Source organism: Azospira sp. MPR-LB4, assembly GCF_058809525.1.
Genome location: NZ_CM179521.1, coordinates 405,560 through 431,544 on the forward strand (window position 1 = coordinate 405,560; position 25,985 = coordinate 431,544).

Genomic DNA, 25,985 nt, shown 5'->3' on the forward strand with positions numbered 1-25,985 from the left:
ATCGCAATCCTGGGGGCGGCATGGATCATCTTCGCGCCCTAGTCGTTTTCCTCCTGGCCATGGCCGCCAGTCTGCCGGCCTTTGCTGCCACCAAGAATTACAACAGCTATGACAATGCCGAAAAGGCTTGCTATGCCCAGCGCGCCGGGGATACCGGTTACGGTTGTCGCAATCAGGGATCGTCTGTGGTTCTTCAGCGGAATGAGGGGGTCTATGGTTGGACCACTATTAAGGCCACCTTTACCTATGAGGCAGACGGCAGTTGCTCTCCCCAGGACACCGCCCCCGATGGGCAATGTATTCCACGATGCAAGTCGGCCTCCCACCTAAACGCCGACAAAACCGCCTGCGTCCCTGATTGCCCCCTTCGTCAGTCCAAAGATTCCTCTGGCGCCTGTGTTGCAGATACCCCGCCCACTGCCGGTTCCGCCGTTCCCAGCAATGCTGATAACGGTCGCCCTGGTGAGTTGGGCAGCGACAACAGCGGCGTAACGTCTAATCAGAATTTGCCCGGCGGCACCGGTTGCGTGGGTGGGTGGGAATTCACCTATGACGGCGCCGTTTGCACTCCGCCCGATGGCACCGGGAATTACAACTGCATCAATTACGGCTCCCGCTATACGGGCAATACCTGCGAGTCCGAAGAAATAACCCCGCCCGCCGGTTCTGCCACTCAATGCCTTTCCCCTGCTGTTCCCAATGGCTCTAGCTGCTCTTGCCCGGCTGGCTACACTGCCGGCTCCATTACGGTGGGAACCTCAACACAAGTCACTTGCGCCCCTTCTACCGGCACAGGTACCGGCACTGGCGGCACAGGTACGGGCACTGGCGGTACCGGCACTGGCACAGGTGGTACGGGTACTGGTGGCACTGGAACCGGAACGGACAACGGCGGGGGCGGTACTGATCCGGGTACGGGAGGTACTGGCACTGGCGGCAATGGTACTGGCACTGGTACGGACCCCGGCACCGGCAGTTACAACTCCGTCGATTGCGGCGTTCCTCCCATCTGTAGCGGCGACGCCGTGCAATGCGGCATTTCCCTTGAAGCGTGGCGCACTCATTGCAAGCTCGGTGAAATCCACCAGAAGGGGGCGTACGACGCCCTAATGGATGGCGCTGTTCCCGGTGGTTCGGCTGCGGACATTGCAGCTGGTAATAAGGCGCTTAATAAGGACGGCCTTCTGGATTGGGACGTTCTCGATAGTTTTCAAAAGCATCGTCAGGCCTATTTCAATTACGCCTCTGCTTGTCCCGGTTTGCAAACCATCCAGGTTTTCTCCCAGTCCATAACGCTGGATTCCGGTGCTGTGTGTGAGTTCGGGCGCTTCATCCGTCTGATTCTCCACCTCTGTGCCTACCTGATCGTGATCCGCATCATTCAAAGGACGATGACGTAATGCCTATTCCCGTCGCTCTCGCCGGTATCGGCGCCTCGTTTGCTGGTGGCCTAGTCGCCGGCCTTGTCCAGTTCTTCGCCACTCGGGCCGGAACCATTCTCGCCGGCCTCGGTTTGACCATCATCGGCGTGAAAAGCTTTGAGGCTTTTCTCGGCTTTGTCGTGTCCGACATTCAGTTGATCGTGTCCAGTTTGCCGTCTGGTGGCGGCGGTAGCGGTTCTAACCTGGGCGCCTTGGCTATTCAGGTCGCCGCCTATGTCGGTCTTTTTGACGCGGTGAACATCATTCTGAGTGGTTACATGGCAGCTGGTTCGCTGCTTGGCATGAAGATTATTTACGGGCGGGTCAAGTGATTACCCTTTTGACCGGTTTGCCCGGTGGTGGCAAAACCCTTCGCGTTTTGCAGATCGTTGAGGAACTATGCCGCAAAGACAACCGGCCCCTCTTCGTGATGGGCGTTCCGCTTACTGAGGATTTTCCCTATCCCTGGCAAGCCGTTCCGCCCGTTGTGCAATGGACTGAAAAGTGCCCGTCACCTGAGGATGAATCTGTTCTTGTGCCGTGTTTTACGTTCCCCGTTGGTGCCGTCATTTTGTTGGATGAAGCGCAAAAGGTGTTTCGGCCTCGGTCGTCTTCATCTGCTGTGCCTGACCACGTGGCTGCATTTGAGACTCACCGGCATGAAGGTATAGATTTTTTTCTGGTAACGCAGCATCCCATGCTGCTTGATTCCAACATTCGCCGCCTGACGAACCGTCACATCCATATGGTCCGCGTCTTCGGTGCCCAGGCTGCGAATATCCACGAATGGACCCAGGTTAAAAACGATCCGGAGAACATCCGCGCCAACAGCCAGCAAAAGCCCTGGCTGTTCCCGAAGCATATCTACAAGTGGTACAAAAGCGCCGAGGCTCACACGGTTAAATTCCGCCCTCCGCTTCGCGCCATTTTGCTTATTCTCGGCCCTGTGGCGCTCTTGGTGCTGGTCTGGATTGCGGTGACATGGTTTCAGCGCAAGGCCGATCCCAAGCCTACCCAGGCGCCCGCTGCTGCTTCTTCGCCGTCCGCTGCTGAACCGTCCCCCTCCAAGCCCTCGGATTGGTTCGCTGCCCGTTCTCCCCGCCTTCCTGGCCTGCCGCATACGGCCCCTGCTTATGATCAAGTCACGACCCCGGTAAAGGCCCCGGCTCCGGTGGGTTGTGCCGTCCTCGCTGATTCGTGCCGCTGTTGGTCGGACCAAGGCACTGTTTTGAGCGTTTCTTCTGACTTATGCGCTGGCATTGCCCGTACTGGCTACTTCCGAGATTTTGACGACAGCCCCCACAAAGAGGTCCGCCGATGATTCGCGCCCTGTTCTTGCTCCTGCTCATGCCCTTGGCCTGGGCCGATAACGTGTCACTGCGGTTTGATTCTGTGCGTGTGGATGCCCTGGCTAAATCCATGTTCTCCGAGGTGATCCAGCGGCCCTATGTGATCGAGGACGGCATCGGTAAAAAAACGGTGTCGGTCCAGCTCCAGGATGTGCCGCGTTCGTCCGTGGCCCTGACCCTGGCCCGCGTCCTGGAGGCGTCGGACATTGAAGTGCGCGAGGATTCCGGGATCTATTTCATCGGTCCGCGCCGGTCTGACGAACTGGTGATTTACCGGCCCCGGTATCGTCCCGTTGCGGATCTGCTCGAACTGGTTAGGCAGGCGTTCCCGTCCGCCTCGTTGATGACGGGTCATTCTGTGGGCGTGACGACGGAAACCCAGGATTCTGAGCCCGTCAATGGTGGGGAGGCCGTCAAACCCATCACCCGCCCCCAGGCCACGACGAAGGCCGGCGGCCTGGGTGTCCTGGTGTTGCGTCTGCCCCCGGCCCAGGCCCGCGCCGCCCGGGAGTTGTTCCCCCTGGTGGATACCCCGGCGCAGCAGCTGTACATCCGCGCCGTGGCCTATGACGTTTCCACCGACAAGGCCACCGGCACCAGTGTTGATCTGGCGCTCTCCCTGGTCGGCGGCAAGCTCGGTCTGCAACTCTCCGGCGGCGTCCTGGCCAAGTCTGCCCAGGCCGTGACCTTCAAAAATGCCACGGTGGATGCCGTGGCTAAGGTGCTGGATTCAGACTCGCGGTTCCGCACCATGTCCCGGCCCGCCGTGCGTGTCCGCTCAGGCGGCCATGCCCGCTTCTCCGTGGGCCAGGAAGTGCCGACCCTGGGCGGTGTGACAACGAACGTCGGCGGCGCTACCCAGGCCATTGTTTACCGGTCTGCCGGCGTGATTTTCGACGTCACGCCAGAGGTGCGGGATGGTGGTGTTGATCTGGAGATAAAGCAGACCATTAGCAGCTTCCAGACCACTGAGACTTCCCAGCTCAACAGCCCGACGCTGAACAAGCGCGAGCTGGAGACTGCCTTGACGGTTCGGCCCGGTGATGTGGTTGTGCTCGCCGGCCTGGATAGTGAAGAGGAAACCGGCGGCGGCCGTTCCTTCTTCGGCATCCCGCTAGGCCGGTCCCAGGCCGACACCAAGCGTCAAACCCTGCTATTGCTGGAAGTGCAGGCGCTCTAACGGAATAAACCTCTCCGTTAGGCGTACTCGAACGCCGCCACGCTCCCGAAAAGCCCCTCCACGGTGCCGAATAGCACCAGTTGGCGGGGCTTTTTCCCCTCCAGCTTCTTCGTTGCAAAGAAGCCCCGCATCCAGCCCCCCAGGCTGGCCCGCACCGATACGGCCACATCCCGCACGAAACAAGCCACAGCCGCGAAGTCAAAGGCGCCTTGGCGCTCTTTGAACTCCTGGCCTTGCTCGTATCGGCGGGAGAGCATGGCTTATTCCTTCCCGGTGGCTTTGGCGATGGCGGCGCGGGCGATGCGCTGGAATGTCTCGGAGTCCGTGATGAACTCCTCCATGTCGCCTACTTTCCGGTAGCCGTTAGCTATGTATTCAAGAGCCTCCAGCAGTTGATCCCGTTGCAGTCGATATTCCTCACGTTGCTCCATCATGTTGTCTCGGTCTTGCTCTAACAGATTGATGTATTCGCTGTGGTCCATGGTTTTTCCTCCTACCTTTCCTAGATTCAGTCCCGCGCGTTAGATTTCTGCGCTCTTGACCTGCTGTGGTGCTTGTTCCTTCCCCTCCTGAGTTCTTGCCCGCACTTGTTGCCCGGACCCATAGGGGGCGCTTGCGCTCCCGCCTTCCTTTCATGGGAAGCAAGGGGGCATGACAGAGGCCGAAAAATGGGTTCATCGTTTTTCGGACGGTCCCGCTCGCGGGACTGGCGTGACACGTTGCCGCCCTTCTAATTTTGGTAGGGCCTAGGGCAAGAAATCTGGAGGGGATGGGCGGACAGGTGGTTCGGTGTGCAGCCATCGGGGCAAGGCCCCGCTAACTGCCCCGCAGGGGCCTCCCGCGACAGCGGGGCGTAGGTCTAGATGGGGGAGGGGGTCACCCTCATTTGCCCGCTCAAAAAATGCGGTTAGAATCCTCCGGCCCTTCGTGAGGTGACAGTTACACCTCACGAACGCGAAATAGATTTCGCTTTTTTTCGCCCCCGATTTCTCCAAAAAAACTAGAAACCATGCCTGAATGGTCCCTTGGTCTTTGCAACCTGTATTACCGCCTGAGATTGGAAGGCCGTGTCGGCTGTGGGCCGCGCCGATACTGGTATCGGCAGATAGAGAAAGAAAAAGCCCGGCTGTTGTTGGCCGGGCTGGATGGTGAGGAAGTGCGCTTGATTTGTCGCTGGCTGGCTAACCCTGCAAACTCAAGGGCCGAAAGAGCATGGCGCGGATATTCCGCACAACTTCGGCTGCCGTTTTAATGAGCCACGATTTTACATAATACAAATTATGCGATTCATAGATTGACCTGGAGAGAAGGAAACCGGAGTCCGCCCCACTAATTGCTAGATGCTTTCCTAGTGAAAACAGCGAATTTCAAAATAATACTGCTCTTGGCCACCTGCACCAAAGAATTAGTGGCGGTCATTGTCTGTCTGGTCATTCGAAGCCAGCCTTTAGTGTATTCAGCGGTCCACCCTTAGACTCATTGCTAACTCTGTTGTACATATGCACTGCTGACTACTTGGGTTAATGAAACGAAGGCTTCACCTACAAGACTCAGCCACCAAGAGGTTTCCTGCTTTTTCTACGTGGTTTAGCAACTTCGCTCTCGCCTGCCGGTGTGGGGTTCAACTGCTGACGCTCCTTCTCCAGGGAACTGACTTTCTCCTGACAAGCCTTTAGGTCTCGTTCCATCAAGGTCTTCTGGACTTCGCCTTCTGCCATGGCTGCTTGCAAGGATTGCGTCTGCTCGGTCTGCCGCTGATAGATCGCCCGCATTTCCTGAAGCGTGCCTTCGGCTATTCCTGCAACTTGACGGGCTTCTGCGAGTTCCTTCTGAAGGAGTCCCGCTTCGCTCCGATGCCGTTCTGCGGCTTCCATCTGATTTTTACGGAGTTGTGCTAATTCCGTCTGGAGCTTAGCGGATGCTGTTCGTTCGCGGTCAATCTCCAGCATCGCTCGTTTCTCGCCAGCCTCGTGACGTTCTTCTGATTTTTGCAGGGCTTGGCGCAGCTTTTCTAGTTCCACCGCAAAATCTCGCCGGGATTCGGCCAGCGCAGCCTCGAGGACCATTTGTTGACGTACGGCTGCCGCCAACTGTTCCGCCAAAGATGCCTTACCAGCTTGCTCTGCTGCCAGGTCGCGTTCCAATTGCAGGGCACGCTCCGTAGCCACCTGAATCGTGTGGTGAGCCAGCCCTAATTCTGCCAGTGCTGTAGCCCGGTCGGATTCCGCCGCTGCTTTCCCATTTTGGGCTTCTAGGACCGCGGCTTGCGCTTCGTTGCGGAAACCAGCCAGTCCGTCCTGGGCAGCCGCTTGGGCCTGTGTCCACAGGCTGGCCACAAGATCGCCGGCGGCTGCTTTCACGGCCTCAGGCAGATCGGGGTGCTCAATGCGAACTCGGCTTTTCTCGCGCAAGTCCTCCCAGAAATTCGCCAGAGCTTCCGCGGGGGCTGACATGCTGCCCTTCCGGACATACTGATACAGTTTGTTGGCGGTTGGCGTGATGCCATACCGGAAGAAAAGGACAGTGCACACTTCGCGGTACAGATCCTGCGTTTCAGGCGTCCGCTCGCGGAGGGCTTCGACGTCGGCGTGGATTTGGGCTTCGGTGCTAATCTTGATGACTCCTATGACTGTCGTCAGGCAACAATACCCAGCCAATCTTTAATAATACAACGTATAACGTTGTATATATTGCACAATCGGCATTTTATTTGACATTACGACTATAATGTCGAATTATTGCGACGTGATGGCGTTGAGGAAATACTGAGACCTTAATCCACGTTTTCAGGCCGAAAATGACTGATACCGCGCTCGCGCCGATTCCTGTTGAGCAGATTCTGTTGCCAGCTGACCTCGACGGCAGCCAAGGACGTAATCGTGCCGTTGGTTGGGTCGCTCAGATTGCCGCCTCCAATGATCTGCAGGCCATTCACGCCTGGTTGGCGCGTTTCATCGAAACCAAGACGACGTTCGACAACTACCGGAAGGAAGCTGAGCGCTTATTGCTGTGGTCAACGCTCCAATTGGGCAAACCCCTCTCCTCCCTGACCCATGAGGATTTCCTGGTGTACCAGCAATTCCTCTTGGATCCCCAACCGCGTGAAAAATGGGTAGCTGGCGGTGGTCGCAAGCATCCTCGGGATGATCCTCGTTGGCGGCCGTTCTATGGGCCGCTCTCGACGGCCAGTCAACGCCAGGCCATGATCATCTTGAATGTGATGTTTTCCTGGTTGGTCGATGCTGGCTACCTGGCCGGCAATCCCTTGTCCTTATCGCGGCACCGGGCACGTCGGGCCAAACCCCGAATTACACGCTATCTCGACCCAGACCTTTGGCAGGAATTGAAAGTCTTCATTGATAGCATGCCCCGAGAAACCGATCGCCAACGGGCCCACTATTTTCGCGTACGGTGGCTATTCACCCTCCTCTATCTAGGCGGCCTTCGGATCTCGGAAGTCGCTGAAAACACCATGGGCAGTTTCTTTTGCCGGCGCGACCGCGAGGGCGATGAGCGCTGGTGGCTGGAGGTTCTGGGCAAAGGCGACAAGGAACGCTTGGTGCCGGCGACCAGTGAATTGATGGTTGAACTGGCCCGTTATCGGCGTGAGATAGGCTTGGCGCCCTTCCCTAGCCCTAATGAGGATACCCCCTTGCTGCTGCCGATTGGAAAATCGCGGGATCCATTGACCCGGGCGGCGCTGCATTCGATCGTCAAGAAGATTTTCGAGGGAGCAGCGGAGCGCTTGCGTCAGCGAGGTGATGAGTATGTCGTCCGAGCGAATTTACTTGAGCGCGCATCGGCACACTGGTTGCGTCATACTGCCGGTTCGCATATGGCTGATCAGCAGATCGACTTGCGCCTGGTCCGAGACAATCTGGGCCACGAATCGTTGAGTACGACAAGCCAATACCTTCATGTGGACGATGACCGGCGGCACAAAGAAACGGAAGAAAAGCATCGCATACGATGGTAAAGGCGATAGCTGATTTTGGGCCATCCGATGACTATCTATCGCGCCGATCCTAGATACTACTTCCGCGTCGACGCCTATAAAATTATGTGCCCCGTACCCGCTGCCCCGGATGACGCACTAGAGATTGGCAGGGCACTTTACTCGCCAAGGGCGCGCTACCGGACCGCTCGTTAGCGGTCTTTCAATATCTGCTGCATGGTTGTTCGGGGCATCAACGCATTCTCTACATCAGGGTGCCTGGGGTTCTCTATTGAGCACGCCATGTATTGACAGCAGTCGGTCGAAAAATTCTGCAACGCATTGTTGAGCGAGCGGCCCAATCTTGCGCTGCTCGAAGTCGACGTCCAAAAACTCGTGCCCGCCGAACCGGTAGACCTCATATCCCGCCAGTCGCAGCCGACGATCTTCCGCAACCATCTCGGCATAGCGCTGCGCATTTGCGATAAAACGATCCGGCATCAGGGGATCGGGTTCGGCATAGTGCTGGCGGCCATCGATCTCGATCACGATGCGCATGCCCTGCTCCAGCATCAGCAGGAAATCCATGCGCTGACGCGCTAGGAATTGCTCGTCGCCGCGCTGCCGGCGGGTGTAGAGGGTCGGCCGGGATTCATACGAAATCCTCGAAAATCGCTTTTAACCGACGGATTTGATTTAGAAATTTTTGGCGTCAACTACTTCAACTGGTGGCGCCAGCCAGGCCTGTGGCTCAACAGCGGCGGATCAAATAACGTACCGCACACTACGTTGAACAATTGATTTGAGTTCATTAACCCACCACAGAATTCAGGCTCAGTCGCAATAGTTATTCCCGTCATTCGCGGGAAAATCCACGACATGAACGGACTTGTTGGATCAAGGCATGCTTGGATTTCATCTTGGCCGACCAGTTGAAGCTGGTCGCCTCCTCCGCATGAGTCTGGACTTTCGGTGAAGTAATCCAGATCGATATCGAGGATAGCCGAATCATATTTCAGCCCTGAAACCGCCTCTGTTAATTGCTCCACAGAGTCATAGCAGCAGACCAGGTGCTTCCGTCCGTCGACATCCACGAAGTCCTCCGGGCATTCATCACGCTGCTTCTGCACAACGTGAATGTCACCAATCAAGTTGAGGTAAGCCGCGGCCAGGATGTGACCATCGTTTAAGACATGTAGCTTATCCCAGCAAAAGTAACCGACAGCCTTATAGTCATCTGCATCAAGTGCGCTGAGCCACTCGCATTCGAGGTCACAGGGCGGAACAAGATCTTGATGCCAATCCAAAGAAATCAAGGCTGGCGGATTGGGCTGATCAGCTTGTTTGTTTCGCCATTTGAGCCAATAGAAGAAAGCGAAGCGATGGTCCTGAACGATCGCCACCTCGATGGCACGCTTCCGATCGACCGGATGAGCGATGACGTCGTAGTAGGTTCCCGGCGGTCGAATGCACTCGTTGGAATCCATGCCACCCTCTGTAGTCCGCTTTACTTATGAGCATAGTATCGTTGAAAGCATGTGACGAGGTGCCAAACTGCTGCTCGACAACTGATCCTCCTATTACTTTTTCGGTTCAAAGAGCGATTCTTGGTTCTCTGCACTTCCCTTGCGCTGTCCGCTGCCTTTCGTTGCGGGGGGCTGGCTGATAGTGATCCTTTGCAGGATTTGTTCTTGGCTGGCTAACACAGCTTTTGCTGCAGTCAGTTCAGCCTCCAGGCGGAGTCCGGCTTGATGTGTATCCTGCAATTTCTCTGTGTAGCTTTGGTTTTCCGCTTTCAGTTGATCAAGGTGGGTAGTGCTCTGGGCCAGACGCTCTTCCAGCTGTTGATTCTTCAGTTCGAAGACCGCCAATTGTTCCCGGGCGGTACGTAGCGGTCGAATTTCGGTTTCCAGGCGATGCAACTCGCTACGAAAATGGGTCTGCTCGCTGGAAAGACGGGCATTGTCCTCATGGCTGCGGATGAGTTCCTGCTGTTTCGCATTCACCGTTTCCTTAGCTCCACGCAGTTCGCCCTGCAAGAACTGAATCTGCTGTTCGAACTGCCGCTGATCCTGCTCACGTTGCTCCTTCGCCGCTGTGCGGAAATGCTCCAACGCCTCCCGGGCATGCTGATGCTTTTCTTCCAGCGATACGCGGTGCGTTTCTTCCTTTGCCAGTTGCCCCTCCATATCCTCGATACGCTGCATCATTTGCGCCCGAACGATTCTCTCTTCCTGAAGCGTGCTCCGGGTTTCGCTGTGGGCGGTCTTCTCTGCCGACAACTCCAATACCTGACGCTCAGACTGGCTGCGGAAGGAATCGACTTCATTGCGTAACGCGATGATGGTGTCGTTCAGTGCTGAAATTTCCGCCTTGTGCTTATCGGTCAGCGCCGCCATGCGCTGATCTGCTTCCAAATGCAGACGTTCGGCCAGTCTGGCTGACAGGTCTTGAATGGCATCACTGACCGCAACCTGGGTACCGGTATTCCCGCTTTCCTCTTCCTCGATCTCCTTGAGGTAGCGGTGAATCGTACCTTTGGAGCCCGTGTTGCCCAGTTCGCCACGGATGGCGTCAATCGATGGATAACGCCCCATCGCCAACAGGTTGTTACGCGCTCTGACGACTTCTGATTTGTAGATTCCGGCTCTGGCCATGGCATCCTCGAATTTCGTACCGTATTACGTAATACGATAGTACATACTGAATTGCCATGGCGCAAGGTGAGAAATTTACGAAATATATGAATTGATAATGGTTTGTTATTTGGTGTGATCGTGTTTTTTAGGAAACCATGACTCGGAAACCGTACGAAGCAGAGGAAACAGTTGCTATTCAGCCCCCCTCGCTCTCGAGTGGCTTAGCTCAGGCTGTGCCTGCGTGAGTATTCTCACCAAACCTACCACCCAGTGACGCAACAAGGCAGCCACCCTGCCTACTCAGTGCTTTCCAGAGATATTTGGCACCTATCCAACAAGTACTTTCCAGGCCCCAATACCACTAAGTAACATGCCCGAGATAGACAGATGATGTCTTTCATTCTAGTATCGCCCCCGTCATTGGGGAGTAGCCTCCCTCCATCTATTGGAGGGGCCCGTATCAACAGACTCGGTCTTCTGGCCGTGGTGCGGGCGGTTCCTGAACTTGGCAAGACCTTTGACCACATCGACTCGGAATGGCCGGGAGCGGTGTGGTCATTGGTATTTGTCCGGCCAGGGAGTCATTTTGGAAGCATTCCTCGTCTCAACGGGCATCGTAGCCCTGGCCGAAATCGGCGACAAAACCCAACTTCTCGCATTTCTCCTGGCAGCCAAGTTCCGGCGGCCAATCCCTATCGTCCTGGGCATTCTGGCGGCAACCCTCGCCAATCATGCGTTTGCCGGCGCGGTTGGTACCTGGATTACCACTTTGATGCCCCCCCAAGCACTTCGCTGGGTGCTGGGAGTCTCGTTTATCGCTATGGCAATCTGGACCCTCATTCCGGACAAGCTGGATGAGGAAGAAACCCAACTGGCCAAGATGAGTGTCTTTGGCACTACCCTTGTCGCTTTCTTCTTAGCCGAAATGGGCGATAAAACCCAGATCGCTACGGTCGCTTTGGCTGCCCAGTTCCAGAGTCTCGCTCTCGTTGTGGCTGGAACGACCCTTGGGATGATGATAGCGAATGTGCCTGCAGTACTCCTGGGAGACCGTGTAGCTCATCGAATCCCTGTACGCCTGGTTCATGGCATTGCAGCAGTCATTTTTGCCATCTTGGGAGTGGCTACGTTGTTGGGTGCAGGAAACGCATTTGGGATTTAGTACATAGATGGTTTAGGGCAAGGCCTGGATTCATGGTCCGGACTTTTTCGCGATGTTCGAGATGGATATGTCGCACCTATCCTTAGTTTGTAATGCTCATTCTCTAGCTCGCTGGCAGTCTGATACGCCATTCAATGGCAATGTTGGGATGCGCCTTCTGGCGCCACTAGGAGGCAAGATTTATGCGAATACTCACTTGCGACTGCTTAAGGAGGTCAATAAGTCCTCGGGGCTGAACACAAAAAACCATCATAAGTACAGGAACCGCAAGTTTGTGGAGCGAGGTGCTCCACATGCACTCCGGCTCAGTGACGGTGTTCGTGGTGCATGTCAGGAAAATGCGGGTGGCTGTGCTGCAGTGTCCTGTGGACATGGCTGTGACGATGGCGGGTACCGGCCGCCACAGGCGGGTCATGGGGATGGTCGTGATGGGGATCGTCGCCATGGTAGTGGGTGTGCTCGTGGCTGCCAGACTTGTGCACATGGGGGTGCTCATGGCGCTCGGTCAGGTGCAGCCATACCCCCAGCAGCATCAGGGCACCGGCCAGGGCGAGTTGGGGAGTGACAGGCTCCTGCAGCAGGGCGATGGCCAGCAGCGTGCCGAGAAAGGGGGCTACCGAGAAGTAGGCACCAGTACGTGCCGTCCCCAGGTGGCGTAGGGCCACCACGAACAAGATGAGGCTGGCGCCGTAGCTGGCCAGTCCCAGGAACAGGGCTCCCGTAACAATGCCAGGAGCCGGCCACGGAGCATGGAGCGCCAGGGCTAGCGCTAGGTTGGTGGCACCTGCTGCCAGCCCCTTGGTCATGGCGATAAAGGAAGCATCGGCTAGGGACACCTTGCGCGTCAGGTTGTTGTCCACCGCCCAGGCCAGGCAGGCACTCAAGACCAGCAAGGCGGCCTGGCTGCCGGCGAAGCTGGCCTCCCCTGGCCAGGACAGGACCAGGGCGCCGGCAACGATGGTCACCATACCAAGGGCAACCCGACGGTCAAAGTTCTCATGGAAGACAAACCAGGCCAGGAAGGCGGTGAATACTCCCTCGGCATTGAGCAACAGGGAAGCACCGGAGGCCGGCATCCGCGCTAGGCCGAGTAGCAGCAAGACCGGGGCCACCACGCCGCCGGCCAGGATGGCTCCGGCTAGCCAGCCCCACTCGAGTCCTGGCAGGGACACCGCCGGCACCCGCCAGAGGCGGCGAAGCAGAAGGAGACCAAGACCTGAGCCTAGGTACAGCAGGGCCGCGAGTAGCCAGGGGTTGGTATGGACCAACAGCAGCTTGGCCAATGGGGGGCTGGCACCGAAAAGGAGCGCCGCGATCAGAGCTGTGGCGATACCCCCCATGTCGACCTGCTTCATCAGGATTGCTCCCGATCAGTGGTCTTCAGATGGCAGGTGCAGGTCCCTGATGAGTAGCCTATATCCGCCATCATTAACTGCGCCCCCAAAAAAAGTTCACCCGCTACTCTAAAATAGATTTTAAAACTAAATTTATAACCGAAATAGCGAGTTAAAAAATTTGACAATGCGAATCCATCGCTCTTCCCGCCAAGTAGCAAAAATCAATAACAACAAAAATATGAGCAGTGCTAGAACCCCTACGACAATCAGCAAAAAACCATCATCCTGCCGCATATGGTTGAGCATGTGACAAATACTTCGATGCAATCGATTTACTCTCTTTCGCCAGAAATAAATTCACTAAATTACTATTTCAGATTCCTAAGCAACTCAGCCATATCCTTGAACTCACCTCCGACACGATCCAAAGTGAATTGGTACATAACAGCATTTTCAGCAAAGTGTTGTCGTTCAATATCCATTTCAACAGTATTGCCATCAGCACTGCTTTGATATGGAACGCGATATTTTAAATTAAAAGTATTAACCTTATTTAAGGTGACTCCTGACATGTGGCTAGCGCTTGATTTTGCTAACGCCATTGAATCGCGATTCATTACACCAATTGACTCATTAATTTCAATATCTTGAGCCTTATACCCAGGGGTATCGGAATTAGCAATGTTTGAAGCAATTAATTGTTGCCGATAGGCTCGTATACTCAGCATATTCTCCTGAAAGTCAGATTTTCCGCCACGTGCGTTATTATTGCTTAAAAGGCGCGTAGAATCAGGAGTGTTGTTTTTCAATTTTTGTGTATCACTAGGATTATTTATTAAGTGATAATGCTCTAATATTTTTGAAAAGCTTTGGTGAGTATTGTATTTCTCATTACTCCCCTCTTTGGTAGTTGTACCTCTAAGAGGGAGTGCAATAGAATTTAAATTTGGAATATCCGCCATATGCAATTATTTCTCCTAAATGTGGAATGTTCATAACAAGCCATCTTTGTTATGCCTCATTTTTACTGTTAGGATTTCTATGCTTCCTTGGATGCCTTTTCAATCGGTTAGGGAGGCTTTTTGCATATGACTTTCTTTTGTTTCTTTTCTCTAGATGCCTCTCTATTAAAAAACGACTGACAAAAAATAAAAGCACCAACGCCACAAAAATTAAAGGGCCGTCGTGGAATAATTCAGAATGGGAATTATGAAGCATCTTATGACTAGCCTAGCCCTATTCAGAAAAATGCCAAACGCTTTTTATAGTCATGCTTTAGCACTACGTCTTTGCAGATAAAGGTTGATTAGATGGAATAGTGTCCAGCTAGCCACATGACGAACTGGACACAGATTCCACTAAAATGAGTAGTTAATTTTTCGAACTGTCAGGAACAGATGCGAAGTCAATTTCTTCGGCATCTTTTCCATGGACAAGGCGATAGAGGAGAGGCAACACAAGAAGCGTCAAAGCAGTCGACGATAGAATTCCACCAATCACTACAGTCGCAAGCGGACGCTGGACCTCTGCACCAGTTCCTGTGGCAATTGCCATTGGAACAAAGCCAAGAGAGGCAACCAGGGCTGTCATCAACACAGGACGCAAGCGGGTCAATGCGCCTTCATGAATTGCTTCATCTAGAGTTCGCCCCTCCTCTCGCAGGTTTCGAATAAAGGAAATCATCACTAGGCCGTTCAATACCGCCACACCGGACAGCGCAATGAAGCCGATTCCTGCAGAGATTGAAAGCGGGATATCCCTCAACCACAGCGCCACAACCCCGCCAGTTAGCGCGAATGGAATGCCGGTAAACACCAGTAGTCCATCCTTCACATTGCCAAACATGGCGAACAACAGTGTGAAAACCAGCAGCAATGCGACAGGGACCACAATTTTTAGGCGTTGGGAGGCCGATTCCAGTTGCTCGAAGGTTCCACCCCAAACGGTCCAATAGCCAGCCGGTATTTTTACCTCGGACAAACGGCTTTGTGCCTCGGAAACAAATGAGCCGATATCTCGCCCGCGAACGTTGGCGCTGACGACCACACGGCGCTTGCCATTCTCGCGACTAACCTGATTGGGGCCCGGTGCTAAATCTAAGCTAGCCACCTCCCCCAAGGGGATGTACGTCGTACGCCCTTCCATTCCACTTACACCGGCACTCACTCTCGGTAGGGCAATTGGAAGACGTTTCAACGACTCGAGGTCTGATCGCAGCGTGTCAGGCAAACGAACAACAATGTCGAAGCGACGATCTCCTTCAAACATCGTTCCGGCTTCTCGACCACCTATGGCAGTAGAAATCGCATCTTGGACATCACCGATGTTGAGTCCATAGCGAGCGGTCTTGTCCCGATCAATATTCACCGTCAGCATGGGCAAACCCGTGGTCTGCTCAACCTTGACTTCGGAGGCACCGGGAAGCTTTTCGAGGATGGCGGCAATTTTTCCTGCCGTATCGTTCATGACCTCCATATCGTCACCAAAGACCTTGATGGCAACGTCACTGCGGACCCCTGAGATTAATTCGTTAAAACGCAACTGGATGGGTTGAGAAAACTCATAGGTATTGCCTGGTAACTGGCCTACGCTCTTTTGAATGGCGGCCAGCAGTTCATCTCTGGTTTTTTTAGGTTCTGGCCACTGAGCTTCAGGCTTTAACATGATGTAGCCATCTGAGATATTAGGTGGCATTGGGTCAGAGGCAATTTCAGCCGTCCCGGATCGAGCAAATACACGCTCGATTTCCGGGAAGTCTGTCTTTAGCTGCTTTTCCAGTTGCTGCTGCATTGCAACTGATTGAGATAGGCTGGTTCCCGGGATGCGTAGTGCCTGGATTGCGAAGTCGCCTTCATTAAGGCTGGGAACAAATTCACTCCCCATGCGGGTTGCAAGCAGACTGGAGAGAATCACCATTACGGTGGTAAAGACCAAAACGACCGGCTTGTTTTCCATGACATAGGCCAGAGCAGGCTCATACCAACGCTTGGCCATCCGCATCAGGATGTTCTCCTTCTCCGCGACCTTCGTGCCGATGAACAATGCAACCGCTGCCGGAATGAATGTGACGGATAGGATCATGGCGCCAACCAGAGCAGTCACTACGGTGAACGCCATAGGATGGAACATCTTTCCTTCGACACCGGTGAGGGCAAATATCGGCAGATATACGATCATGATGATGAGCTGGCCAAATAACAGCGCTCGGCGTGCTTCCTGAGATGCGGCAAAGACCTCATGGAAGCGCTCCGTCCGAGTTAGCGGCCGCCCGTGACGTTCCTGTGCATGAGCTAGGCGACGAACGCAGTTTTCCACGATCACAACTGCGCCATCGATGATGATCCCGAAGTCGAGAGCCCCTAGGCTCATCAGATTGGCACTGACGTGGTAGGACACCATGCCTGAAAAGGTGAACAGCATGGAGAGCGGAATCACCATTGCTGTGATCACTGCCGCCCTAATGTTCCCCAAGAACAGGAACAGGATGGCGATAACCAGGATTGCTCCCTCCAGAAGGTTCTTCTTGACGGTATTAATCGCTTTGTCTACCAGAACAGTCCGGTCATAGACGGTTACTGCATGGACACCTTCAGGCAAGCTGCGGTTGATTTCAGCCATCTTCTGATCGACAGCTCGTGATACCGTCCGGCTGTTCTCACCAATCAGCATGAATACGGTGCCAAGTACAATTTCCCGGCCGTTATCCGTTGCAGCACCTGTACGGAGCTCTCGGCCGATACCGACTTCCGCTACATCACGAATGCGGATCGGGACTCCCTGAACATTGCCGAGAATGACGTTCCGGATATCCTCAATGGTTCGTACTTGTCCTGGTGCTCGAATCAAGTATTGCTCACCACGCTTCTCTATATAGCCAGCCCCGACGTTGCCGTTGTTGCGGTCAAGAGCTGTAACTACGTCTTGAAACGTCAGCCCATAGGAAGCCAGCTTCTCTGGGCTGGGGGCAACCTGGTATTCCTTGGCAAAACCGCCAATCGAGTTGATTTCGGTAACCCCTGGAACATTGCGCAATTGCGGCTTGATGATCCAGTCTTGGATTTCGCGCAAATCAGTCGGCGTATAAGGCGTGCCATCTGCTTTCTTTGCAGCATCTTCGGCTTCAACAGTCCAAAGATAGATTTCCCCAAGGCCAGTTGAGATGGGCCCCATGGCTGGAGCAATTCCAGCCGGCAACTTCTCCTTGGCCTCTTGAATGCGCTGATTGACCAGTTGGCGGGCAAAATAGATATCCGTCCCATCTTTAAAGATCACGGTTACTTGAGACAATCCATAACGTGACATGGAACGGGTCTGCTCCAGATGAGGCAACCCGGCCATGACGGTCTCGACCGGGTAGGTCACCCGTTGTTCCACCTCTAGCGGCGAATAGCCGGGAGCAGAAGTGTTGATCTGAACCTGGACGTTGGTGATGTCCGGTACCGCATCGATTGGGAGACGCTGATAGTTGTAGATTCCAAGTCCAGCTATCCCAAGCACGGCTAAGAGGACCAGCCACCGGTTCTCAATGGCAAGTCGAATGATGCGTTCAAACATGTTGTCTTCTCCCGGCTCAGTGGCTATGTTCGGCACTGCCCTTGCCGAGTTCAGACTTCAATACAAAGCTACCGGATCCTGCATATGGGGTCCCCGCCTTTAGGCCACTAAGCACCTCCACCAACTTGCCGTCAGAGCGTCCCAAGGTGACAGGTTGTGCAATAAAGCCATCCGCAACTCTGGTGAAGATGATGGATTTGTCTCCGATCATCTGAACTGCATCAGCCAGAACACTCACCGGAACATCCGCCTCACCTGAAACGACTTCCACATTGACAAATAGGCCTGGGCGCCACGCCATATTTGGATTGGACAGGGTCACACGCGCCTTGGCTGTACGGGTATCCTGCCCAAGTAGAGCTCCCACATAGGAGATGCTGCCTTCGGCTTTTGAGTCGAAGGCAGTGGCCTTGACTATGACCTTTTCACCAACACGAACTATGTTCAGATCCTTGGCCGGAACCACGATTTCTGCCCAGACGGAAGATAGGTCAGAGACCGTAAAAATACTGGCATCTTCCTTGACGGCCTCGCCGAGTGCGATGTGCTTCTCGACGACCATGCCATCAAAAGGAGCCCGGATTTCATAGCGATTGAGGCTCCCCGATACGCTTGAGCCGGCTCCCAGGGCAACCAGCTTCTGCTGGCTGTTCGCTACGGAAATTTCAGCTTCCCGCAGTACTTGCTGTGCTTGAAGGTAGTCTTGCTCCGCCGAAATCTTTTCCTCCCAGAGCTTCTTTTCCCGCTCATAGGTGGACTTAGCCAGAGTTAGGCGTTTCTGAGCAGCTAACAACTCGCTACGTTGCTCGGAGAGTCCCGTGCTCGCGATTACGGCTAGCACTTGTCCACGCTTGACTGGTTGCCCAAGATTGGCAGGAACGCTCTCTACAACACCGGCTAACCGCGGTACGACGTGCGCAGTCCTATCTTCATTGAAGCGAATCTCTCCCGGCAATTTCGCAGAGGTTCTAATTTTTGCAGGGGCTGCCTTCTGAATAGAAATACCGGCAGATCTAACCTGCTCTTCCGTCAGTTCGATTTTTCCTTCTTCCTGTGTATACATAAACCGGAACGGAGCATTTCCTAGCCTAGCAACAATTGCTGCCTCAAATACATGAGGTTCTGCGATCGGGCTTGTGCTTTTCAGGTAGTCCTTTTCTGACTGGAAAGTGATCTCCTGCTTTTCCCCATCTGGCCGTGTCAGAGTCACTGAAACGTTAGTGGCAGTTGGTACCAACGGCTTGTCTTGTTTGAACAGCCAAACCCGGAAATGCGGCTCTCCCCCCTCTTCAGCCAATAGCAATTCCAAACCGAATCCATCCTCGGTAAACAACTTACCCCCATGGACTCCAGTTTTTGGGCTGCCTTCATGATGTTCTGCATCGCCGTGCTCCTTGGCGTGGTCATGGCTATCGCCAGCCTTTTCACCATGGTGCTCGGCATCGGCATGCCCCTTGGATTCCTCATGGTTGTTATGCTCATGCTGTTCTCCGGCCGGCTTGGACGGACCGGATACCAGGATCCATCCACCGGTAATCAAGCCCAGGGCCACAATCACAGCAATGGTGACACCCTGCTTTTTAGGGATATTCAACGCGTTCTTTTTAAAATTGATCTTCACAACTGGCTCCTACGGACGGCTAGGTACGACGGGCGATATTGAATTGGTGGAACCAAGGACACGCTCCAGCTCTGCGGCAGTCCGGTGGGCCTCGGATAAGCTTCTCAGGTACTGAGCTCTCGCCTGGAAAAAGGTCCGTTGAGCATCCAGGACTTCCAGAAAGCTAAATTTCCCAAGCTCGAAACCCTTGCTGGCAGCCTCATAAGCACTGCGAGCACCAGGTAGGATTTCGCTTTGCAGGGTTTGCGCTTCGACGACGAGTGCCTTTAGACGCTCCTGGTTTTGCGCAATCGCGGTGCTTAAGCGGATTTCTGTAGCACTGAGGTCGTCTCGTGCCTTGTCGGCTCGTCGAAGCGCTTCGAGCAGGTTGCCCTGATTGCGATCAAATATCGGGAATGGGATTGAAACGCCAACAATAGTCTGATCACGCCCAAGATCTTCAGCTCGCTTTGAGCCCACGCTAATAGTGACATTGGGTATCTGGCGGGATCGCTCAACGTCGGCAAGTGCCGCGAAGCGATCAGCCTCATGGCGGGCTCTGACAAGTACGGGAGAATTATTCAGACGCTGCCCGATCTCTTCGGCTGGAAATACTTCCGGCAAGATGTCAGTTTTCCCTTCAGCCTGCTCAAAGCGCGGTGCTGTGCTTCCCCATGTTGCTGCTAAGCGGTTGCGCGCAGTGATCAGGTCACCTTTGGCTTGATTCATCTCAACCCGAGCGGCTGCCTCTGCAACACGGGCCTTGGTTTCTTCTACCGGAGAGATTTTCCCAGCGATAACCCGCCGTGATGCAGCCTGAGTAGCTCGCTGAGCGAGATTGAGCAAATCCTCAACTTGTCGGACTCGCTCTTGTGCGACCAAAACGTCAAAGAATGATCCAACCACGGTCGCTCTGACATCCAAGCGCTTGGCAGCTAAGTCAGCTGTCGCCACATCCCTTCCCCGTTCAGCAGAGGCAATTCGAGCTGCACGCTTGCCACCTAATTCAATCAATTGATTGATCTGAACAGTAGTGGTACGGGTTGTCTTGTTTTGGGTATCTTCAACTAAGGTTGAAATATCTGGGTTTGGCAGTATGCCGGCTTGAACCACAGTCCCTTCTACGGCACGCAATTCGTTGGCCGCGGCAGATAATTCGGGATTGAATGCCAGGGCAAGATTAATTGCAGCAGCGAGATTCAAGGTACCTGTTGGTTCCTTGAGAGGAGTTGGCGCGGCGGCACTCAATGACGGTGATTTCTCCGTCTGCGCCCAGAGATGGGTGCTAGTAAGCACCATAACTCCGAACAGGCCTCGGACCAGTAATGCGGTAATTGTGACTCTTGGGTACATCCGATTCTCCAGTGACGAAAGACACATAGGGAATCGGCGGGGCGCCATCCGGTAAGCGGCATGGCGAAAGTAGCAGCTGATGCTGCTACAGACAGGTGGGCAACAACAACCCAGCCCCGCCGATTAGGCGGGGAAGAACCAGTTGGGACGTTCAGGTTGGTCGCCGTATAGCGACACCTGGTAATGAAGGTGCTGCAGGTGTTCTGTCACAATCTCAGCTATCGGTACGACCGTGGTCGTACTTGTCATAGCCGCAAGACAACCTGCATGGCACACCGCACAATCATTGTCGGCGTTGACAAGCGATCCCTTGGCATCTTTGGCAACATCATTGGCCTGATGCTTGTGCTCATGGTGACCAAAATGCTGAGCGGTCTGATCGGTTTCATGCAGACAATAGGAAGCCGCCATCGTCCAACTGAATTGGAGCGGTAGGAACACCAGGAGAAAGATGGAGAACCAGCGGCGCATGGAAGAAATCTTAACAGAACCGGGAGTACCCCAGAAGCGAAGTATCGAAGAGAGTTTGATGGCCAGCCCGAGCGCAGAGGGCGCTATTAAAAAAGTTGATGGCCAAGATAAGATTGCCTCTTGGCCATCACTTGAGCACAGCCCTGAATCTTAAGAGCGATACAATTCGTCACGCTGCTTCCGCTCTTCCGGGCTCATCTCCAGAGAGGGTTTCGGCGTCTTGTGGTCGAATTTATCAACATCTTGCCATTTACCATCACGATAGGCATATTCGTGCTGAATAAGCACCCACCCCAGTTCACCACCCACATAGCGATATTGACCATCAGCACTGACAGGATTGCGTTTGAACTCATCCAGTTCCTTCTGGACTTGTTGAGTCGCTTGGCCACCAGCACTGTGCGACGGGTAGAACGCAGTAGAACCACCAGCACCACTGTGGATCACGGACTCCGCAGATGCCATTCCCGATGCGCCAAAGCCGGCGCAAAGAATGGTGATGGAAAGTACTTGTTTGGTTTTCATGTCAGGTCTCCTTTTACCAAATGTCGTTTCAATAGATTTTTGCCATGCCAGTCAGTTAGCTGGCATGGCTCAACTATATGAAATGACCTCTGACAGAAGCCCAACAGGAAGTTTACAAAATTGACATCATTCGATTCGTGAAGAAATGAAACTACTGGTTATCGAAGATGAGAAAAAGCTTGCCCAGTATCTGCAGAAGGGATTGAGTACCGCCGGCTTCGTCGTGGACCTTGCTCACGATGGCATTACTGGGCTTCACATGAGTCTAGAGTTCGATTACGCGGCCATCATCCTCGACTCCATGCTACCCGGCATGGATGGGCTTTCAATATTGGCCGCTTTACGCACCAAGAAACAAACACCGGTCTTGATGCTGACCGCGCTGGGTAAAGTGGAAGACCGGGTTACCGGTTTGCAGGCCGGTGCCGATGATTATCTGGTTAAGCCATTTGCCTTTTCTGAGCTGATTGCCCGAATCCAGGGGCTGCTACGCCGGTCTGCGCCGCAGCAGCCGGACGCCCAGTCGAACCGTCTGATATTGCACGATCTTGAAATGGACCTGGTTCGTCGTAAGGTTCTCAGGAACGGTCAGCGTATCGACCTGAGCGCCAAGGAGTTTCTGCTGCTTTCTCTATTTCTCAGGAAACAAGGCGAGGTGCTGTCGCGAACCGAGATTGCCGAGCAGGTTTGGGATATGAATTTTGACAGCAACACCAACGTAGTCGAAGTTTCAATCAAGCGACTTCGCGCCAAAATGGATACACCTTTCGAGACGCCGTTGCTGCACACCGTACGCGGCATGGGTTACATCCTCGAACTACGCGAATGAGACTAAAAGGATGAGCAACCCAACGCTGAGTGGTCGCCTCATACGCTGGCTCGCTTCGCTGAGTTTGGGGGTCCTGGGATGTTTGTGCCTCGGCGTTTATTTCTCGGTCAAAGCCAACCTTGAAGCACAACAGGATCTGCGTCTTGAAAAGCTAAGTACGGCGATTCATCACCTGTTTGAAGAAACACCGGCACACCGGCAACCAGGGGCGCTTGAGCACGGCCTAGAAGACCTTCTGAAAATCAATCGGGACTCCCATCTCAAGTTAATCGATCGGCAGGGTGGGGCCCGCTTCATTTCGATGCCGAGTGCATGGCCATCAAAAGCTCGTTTTTATTCGCTTGCGCTCCCCGACAAAGCCCAGAGGACAAATTTCTCTGTTGCCGAGTTGGCGCTCGATATCGCACCCGATGAGGCGATTCTGGATCGCCTCGCAGCCATCCTCTGGGGTGCTGCATTAATCGGAAGTACCGCAATCACACTAGGTGGCTACCTGATCGTTTATTTGGGACTGGCCCCCATTCGGACGCTGGCTGAGCAAACGCACAGCCTCGCGGTCCTTTCCCTCGACAAGCGGCTAGAGACAGAAGGGATTCCTGCCGAGCTACAAATCCTCGTCGATCAATTCAACGATTTGCTGAACCGATTGGAAAAAGCTTATCAACAGCTTGAAGGGTTCAATGCCGATGTGGCGCACGAATTGAGAACCCCATTGGCGAACATCATCGCCAGTAGCGAGTTGGCCTTGCGTGGCAACGACAAGGACGAGCACCTGCGCGATTGCATCGGTTCGAATCTCGAAGAAATGCACAGGCTGTCGGGCATCGTAAATGACATGCTATTCCTGTCACATGCCGACCGGGGTGCCAAAGCCCGGCGGGTTCCTGTTCCAAGCCTTGCCCAACTCTGCACCGAAGTAGCTGACTACTACGAAGCCGTACTGCTCGATTCCGACCTCAAATGGTCTATCGAAGGTGATGCATCAGGACAGTACGACACGGCACTGCTGCGGCGAGTTGTATCCAATCTTCTGAATAATGCGGCCCGGCATGCCGATCACGGAAGTTCAATCGTGATTCGTATTGCTATGGAAAATAACGGACAGGTCAAGCTCTCGGTGATCAACCGAGGTGAGCCAATTCCAGCTATGAGCCTGGCTCATATCTTTGATCGTTTTTTCCGCGTAGATGCATCGCGTAGCCAAGGCCATCAGAATCATGGACTGGGCCTCTCCATCGTTAGCGCAATTGCCCGGATGCATGATGGGAAGGCTTTTGCAGAATCCTCCCACGGCAAGACTGAAATAGGCGTACGGCTGGCCTGCTAATGGGATCCCGCTGTCGACCACCAAAGGGGCTTTAGTCTTTGGTTTGCGGCACTGAGGTTCGTAACATACGTAAACCGTTCGCAACGACCAGTAGGCTGGCTCCCATGTCGGCAAACACAGCCATCCACATGGTTGCACTTCCAAAGAGTGCCAATCCCAGAAATACAACCTTGATTCCTAACGCCAAGGAGATGTTCTGCCAGAGTACGGCATGCGTACGTCGCGACAACCGAATCGTTTCCGGAATCCGCCGCAAATCGTCATTCATGATCACCACGTCGGCAGCTTCCATGGCCGTATCCGTTCCGGCGGCCCCCATGGCAACACCGATATCGGCTCGAGCCAAGGCGGGCGCATCGTTGATACCGTCGCCGGTCATCGCAGTCGGCCCAAGGCGGACCTGCAGTTCCTCAATCGCGGCCAGCTTGTCTTCCGGAAGCAGATTTCCTCGTGCATCATCGATGCCAGCCTGGCGGGCAATACTGGCCGCAGTCGCCACGTTGTCGCCGGTGAGCATGACCGATGTGACACCAAGGCGATGCAGATCAGTGATCGCTTCCCGAGAACTCTCCTTGATGGTGTCGGCTACCGCAAAGATGGCCAGGACCCGATCCTCGGTAGCCAGCAGGGTAGCCGTTCGCCCTTGGTTTTCATGAACGGCTAGACGCGCCTCAATCTCCGGGCTGCACAACCCGCGATCCTCGATAAGACGGTGGTTGCCCAGTATCAAGGTATATCCATCCAGGCGGGCTTCTATGCCGCGCCCGGGAAGAGCTGTGAAGTCAGTAAGGCCATTTTCGGGCAGCTTTAGGCCGGCAGCGATAGCCTTTGACACAGGATGATCCGAATGACCAGCCAAGCTGGCGGCCCAGGAAAGAACCTTCATCTCCGGTTCAGAGGAGGTCAGCACCTCCTTAGCCACTAGCCGAGGCTTGCCTTCAGTGATAGTGCCTGTCTTGTCGAGAGCGATTGCACGCAGTTTGCGGGCCTCTTCCAGATAGACGCCACCTTTGATCAGGATACCGCGCTGAGCGGCTGCGGCTAGTCCGCCGACAACTGTAACCGGCGTAGCGATGACCAGCGCACAGGGACAGGCAATCACCAGGAGAACCAGCGCTTTGTAGAGCGCCTGTGTCCACGTCCAGTCGAGCAGCCAGGGACCTCCGGTGGCCACTGCTACGGCTATCACAAAGATTGTCGGCGTATAGATGGCGGCAAAGCGATCAACAAATCTCTGGGTGGGGGCCCGCGTGCCCTGAGCTGCCTCCACGGCATGGATGATGCGTGCCAATGTTGTGTTATTGGCGGCAGCCGTCACCTCAAATTCCAGCGTGCCGGTCTCGTTGATGGTGCCGGCAAAAACAGAATCGCCGGTGGATTTGTCTACCGGAATGCTTTCGCCGGTAACCGGCGCCTGATTGACTGCGCTACTGCCTCCCGTTACCCGTCCATCCAGCGGAATGCGGGCACCAGGCTTTACCCGCGCCTGCGCTCCGATGACAACCTTGTCGGCCAGAGTTTCCAGCCAGGAGCCGTCGCTCTGGCGAATCTCAGCGGTTTCCGGGGTCAAGGCGAGCAACCCTGTGATGGCGTTGCGTGCCCGATCAACGGAACGGGCCTCAATTAATTCGGCGATAGAGTAGAGCGCCATGACCATGGCAGCCTCCGGCCATTGACCGATTAGGAATGCACCGGTCACAGCGACACCCATTAGGGCGTTCATGTTCAATTGCCCCCGGCGCAATGCGGCCAGTCCTTTGCGATAGGTGGAAAATCCGGAGAAAGCTATGGCAGCCGCGGCCAACGCCATCCCCAGTCCTTTGAACGGCAGGGTATCGGGTGCGAAGAAATCCAACGCCTCGGCACCGATAGCCAATACCAAGGCGATGAGCGCCTTACCGATCTCGCCGAGGCCCGTTGGTGTTTCGGTCTTCTGCTCCATTCCGATGGGCTGCACTTCGAAACCAAGCTGGCGGATAGCCTGTAGGGCGCTTTCCAGGGGAGGCTGCTCTCCGTCGATGGTCAGGGTCCGGGCCTCCAGTTCGAAGCGTAGTGACCGAATCCCCTCGATTCCTGCTAATACCTTGCGGATATCGTTTTCTTCATTCGGGCAGTCCATGGCGGGAATCCGAAAAACTCGCGTATTCCCCAAAGAGGTGGATATGGCGACATCCGACATATCCTGAATAGAGGTCGTGCCGGCTGCACAGTTACCTGAACATGCGCAACGTTCAGATTCATTGGATCGGTGTTTTTCGGCATGGGTGAGCATGACAATCTCCTAGTTGTTGATGCCATTAAAAA

The 25,985-nt window shown here is 54.5% G+C and carries 22 protein-coding genes and 1 riboswitch; of the genes, 8 read left to right on the forward strand and 14 right to left on the reverse strand.

The features are described 5' to 3' along the window. Positions 1-20: 20 nt before the first annotated feature. Genes AC3QLZ_RS01935 through AC3QLZ_RS01950 form a run of 4 tightly spaced genes read left to right on the forward strand, consistent with a single transcriptional unit; the run spans position 21 to position 3,950 of the window. Complete coding sequence (locus tag AC3QLZ_RS01935; RefSeq protein WP_492783303.1) at positions 21-1,400, forward strand: hypothetical protein; 1,380 nt, start codon at positions 21-23, stop codon at positions 1,398-1,400. Beyond that, positions 1,400-1,753: a DUF2523 family protein gene (locus tag AC3QLZ_RS01940; RefSeq protein ID WP_014237591.1), complete on the forward strand. Its 354-nt coding sequence runs from the start codon at positions 1,400-1,402 to the stop codon at positions 1,751-1,753. Before AC3QLZ_RS01935 ends, AC3QLZ_RS01940 begins: the two co-directional genes overlap by 1 nt. Then, entirely contained in the window at positions 1,750-2,742 is a 993-nt protein-coding gene (locus AC3QLZ_RS01945; protein ID WP_083833969.1) for a zonular occludens toxin domain-containing protein, read from the forward strand. Before AC3QLZ_RS01940 ends, AC3QLZ_RS01945 begins: the two co-directional genes overlap by 4 nt. Further along, positions 2,739-3,950 (forward strand): type II secretion system protein GspD, encoded by a 1,212-nt coding sequence (locus AC3QLZ_RS01950; RefSeq protein ID WP_014237593.1) that lies wholly within the window; start codon positions 2,739-2,741, stop codon positions 3,948-3,950. The genes AC3QLZ_RS01945 and AC3QLZ_RS01950 overlap by 4 nt, the downstream gene beginning before the upstream one ends. 17 nt (positions 3,951-3,967) lie before the next feature. On the opposite strand, the gene AC3QLZ_RS01955 is transcribed toward AC3QLZ_RS01950, so the two are convergent. From AC3QLZ_RS01955 to AC3QLZ_RS01965, 3 genes are all read right to left on the reverse strand, one after another. Beyond that, positions 3,968-4,207, reverse strand: coding sequence for a hypothetical protein (locus AC3QLZ_RS01955; RefSeq protein ID WP_014237594.1), 240 nt, complete (start codon positions 4,205-4,207; stop codon positions 3,968-3,970). A gap of 3 nt (positions 4,208-4,210) precedes the next feature. Next, complete coding sequence (locus AC3QLZ_RS01960; protein ID WP_492783304.1) at positions 4,211-4,432, reverse strand: hypothetical protein; 222 nt, start codon at positions 4,430-4,432, stop codon at positions 4,211-4,213. 1,068 nt (positions 4,433-5,500) lie between these two features. Continuing rightward, positions 5,501-6,481 (reverse strand): DNA-binding protein, encoded by a 981-nt coding sequence (locus AC3QLZ_RS01965; RefSeq protein WP_157870638.1) that lies wholly within the window; start codon positions 6,479-6,481, stop codon positions 5,501-5,503. A 266-nt stretch (positions 6,482-6,747) separates the two neighbouring features. Here AC3QLZ_RS01965 and AC3QLZ_RS01970 point away from each other — a divergent pair, with 266 nt between their 5' ends. Beyond that, a complete protein-coding gene (locus tag AC3QLZ_RS01970; RefSeq protein ID WP_014237655.1) occupies positions 6,748-7,926 on the forward strand; it encodes a tyrosine-type recombinase/integrase in 1,179 nt (392 codons plus the stop codon). A gap of 228 nt (positions 7,927-8,154) precedes the next feature. Here the strand turns inward: AC3QLZ_RS01970 and AC3QLZ_RS01975 are convergent, their stop codons facing one another. From AC3QLZ_RS01975 to AC3QLZ_RS01985, 3 genes are all read right to left on the reverse strand, one after another. Then, positions 8,155-8,472, reverse strand: a complete 318-nt coding sequence (locus AC3QLZ_RS01975) for a putative endonuclease domain-containing protein (RefSeq protein ID WP_043798269.1) — start codon at positions 8,470-8,472, stop codon at positions 8,155-8,157. Positions 8,473-8,600: 128 nt separating this feature from the next. Then, complete coding sequence (locus tag AC3QLZ_RS01980) at positions 8,601-9,371, reverse strand: hypothetical protein (RefSeq protein WP_416242515.1); 771 nt, start codon at positions 9,369-9,371, stop codon at positions 8,601-8,603. A 93-nt stretch (positions 9,372-9,464) separates the two neighbouring features. Further along, entirely contained in the window at positions 9,465-10,541 is a 1,077-nt protein-coding gene (locus AC3QLZ_RS01985) for a DNA-binding protein (RefSeq protein ID WP_416242514.1), read from the reverse strand. Between the two features lie 392 nt (positions 10,542-10,933). Continuing rightward, a riboswitch (yybP-ykoY riboswitch) is annotated at positions 10,934-11,106 on the forward strand. Between the two features lie 3 nt (positions 11,107-11,109). On the opposite strand from AC3QLZ_RS01985, the gene AC3QLZ_RS01990 reads away from it, so the two are divergent. Beyond that, the gene (locus AC3QLZ_RS01990) at positions 11,110-11,685 is read left to right on the forward strand and encodes a TMEM165/GDT1 family protein (protein WP_152089182.1); all 576 of its coding nucleotides are present in this window, start codon (positions 11,110-11,112) and stop codon (positions 11,683-11,685) included. A gap of 305 nt (positions 11,686-11,990) precedes the next feature. On the opposite strand, the gene AC3QLZ_RS01995 is transcribed toward AC3QLZ_RS01990, so the two are convergent. From AC3QLZ_RS01995 to AC3QLZ_RS02025, 7 genes are all read right to left on the reverse strand, one after another. Continuing rightward, on the reverse strand, positions 11,991-13,040 hold the full coding sequence (locus AC3QLZ_RS01995) for a DMT family transporter (protein ID WP_152089181.1): 1,050 nt from the start codon (positions 13,038-13,040) through the stop codon (positions 11,991-11,993). 350 nt (positions 13,041-13,390) lie between these two features. Further along, positions 13,391-13,984, reverse strand: a complete 594-nt coding sequence (flgB, locus tag AC3QLZ_RS02000; protein ID WP_492783305.1) for a flagellar basal body rod protein FlgB — start codon at positions 13,982-13,984, stop codon at positions 13,391-13,393. A 409-nt stretch (positions 13,985-14,393) separates the two neighbouring features. Continuing rightward, positions 14,394-17,576: a CusA/CzcA family heavy metal efflux RND transporter gene (locus AC3QLZ_RS02005; RefSeq protein WP_152089180.1), complete on the reverse strand. Its 3,183-nt coding sequence runs from the start codon at positions 17,574-17,576 to the stop codon at positions 14,394-14,396. A gap of 16 nt (positions 17,577-17,592) precedes the next feature. Then, the gene (locus AC3QLZ_RS02010; protein WP_314624382.1) at positions 17,593-19,197 is read right to left on the reverse strand and encodes an efflux RND transporter periplasmic adaptor subunit; all 1,605 of its coding nucleotides are present in this window, start codon (positions 19,195-19,197) and stop codon (positions 17,593-17,595) included. A gap of 9 nt (positions 19,198-19,206) precedes the next feature. Further along, complete coding sequence (locus AC3QLZ_RS02015; RefSeq protein WP_416242513.1) at positions 19,207-20,472, reverse strand: TolC family protein; 1,266 nt, start codon at positions 20,470-20,472, stop codon at positions 19,207-19,209. A 180-nt stretch (positions 20,473-20,652) separates the two neighbouring features. Next, on the reverse strand, positions 20,653-21,000 hold the full coding sequence (gene czcI / locus AC3QLZ_RS02020) for a cation efflux protein, CzcI family (RefSeq protein WP_152089178.1): 348 nt from the start codon (positions 20,998-21,000) through the stop codon (positions 20,653-20,655). A gap of 150 nt (positions 21,001-21,150) precedes the next feature. Then, on the reverse strand, positions 21,151-21,525 hold the full coding sequence (locus AC3QLZ_RS02025; RefSeq protein ID WP_152089177.1) for a hypothetical protein: 375 nt from the start codon (positions 21,523-21,525) through the stop codon (positions 21,151-21,153). 145 nt (positions 21,526-21,670) lie between these two features. Here AC3QLZ_RS02025 and AC3QLZ_RS02030 point away from each other — a divergent pair, with 145 nt between their 5' ends. Continuing rightward, on the forward strand, positions 21,671-22,354 hold the full coding sequence (locus tag AC3QLZ_RS02030; RefSeq protein WP_152089176.1) for a heavy metal response regulator transcription factor: 684 nt from the start codon (positions 21,671-21,673) through the stop codon (positions 22,352-22,354). Positions 22,355-22,364: 10 nt separating this feature from the next. After that, on the forward strand, positions 22,365-23,681 hold the full coding sequence (locus AC3QLZ_RS02035) for a heavy metal sensor histidine kinase (protein ID WP_152089175.1): 1,317 nt from the start codon (positions 22,365-22,367) through the stop codon (positions 23,679-23,681). Between the two features lie 31 nt (positions 23,682-23,712). Here the strand turns inward: AC3QLZ_RS02035 and AC3QLZ_RS02040 are convergent, their stop codons facing one another. Next, positions 23,713-25,953, reverse strand: a complete 2,241-nt coding sequence (locus tag AC3QLZ_RS02040) for a heavy metal translocating P-type ATPase (RefSeq protein WP_416244271.1) — start codon at positions 25,951-25,953, stop codon at positions 23,713-23,715. Positions 25,954-25,985: the final 32 nt, after the last annotated feature.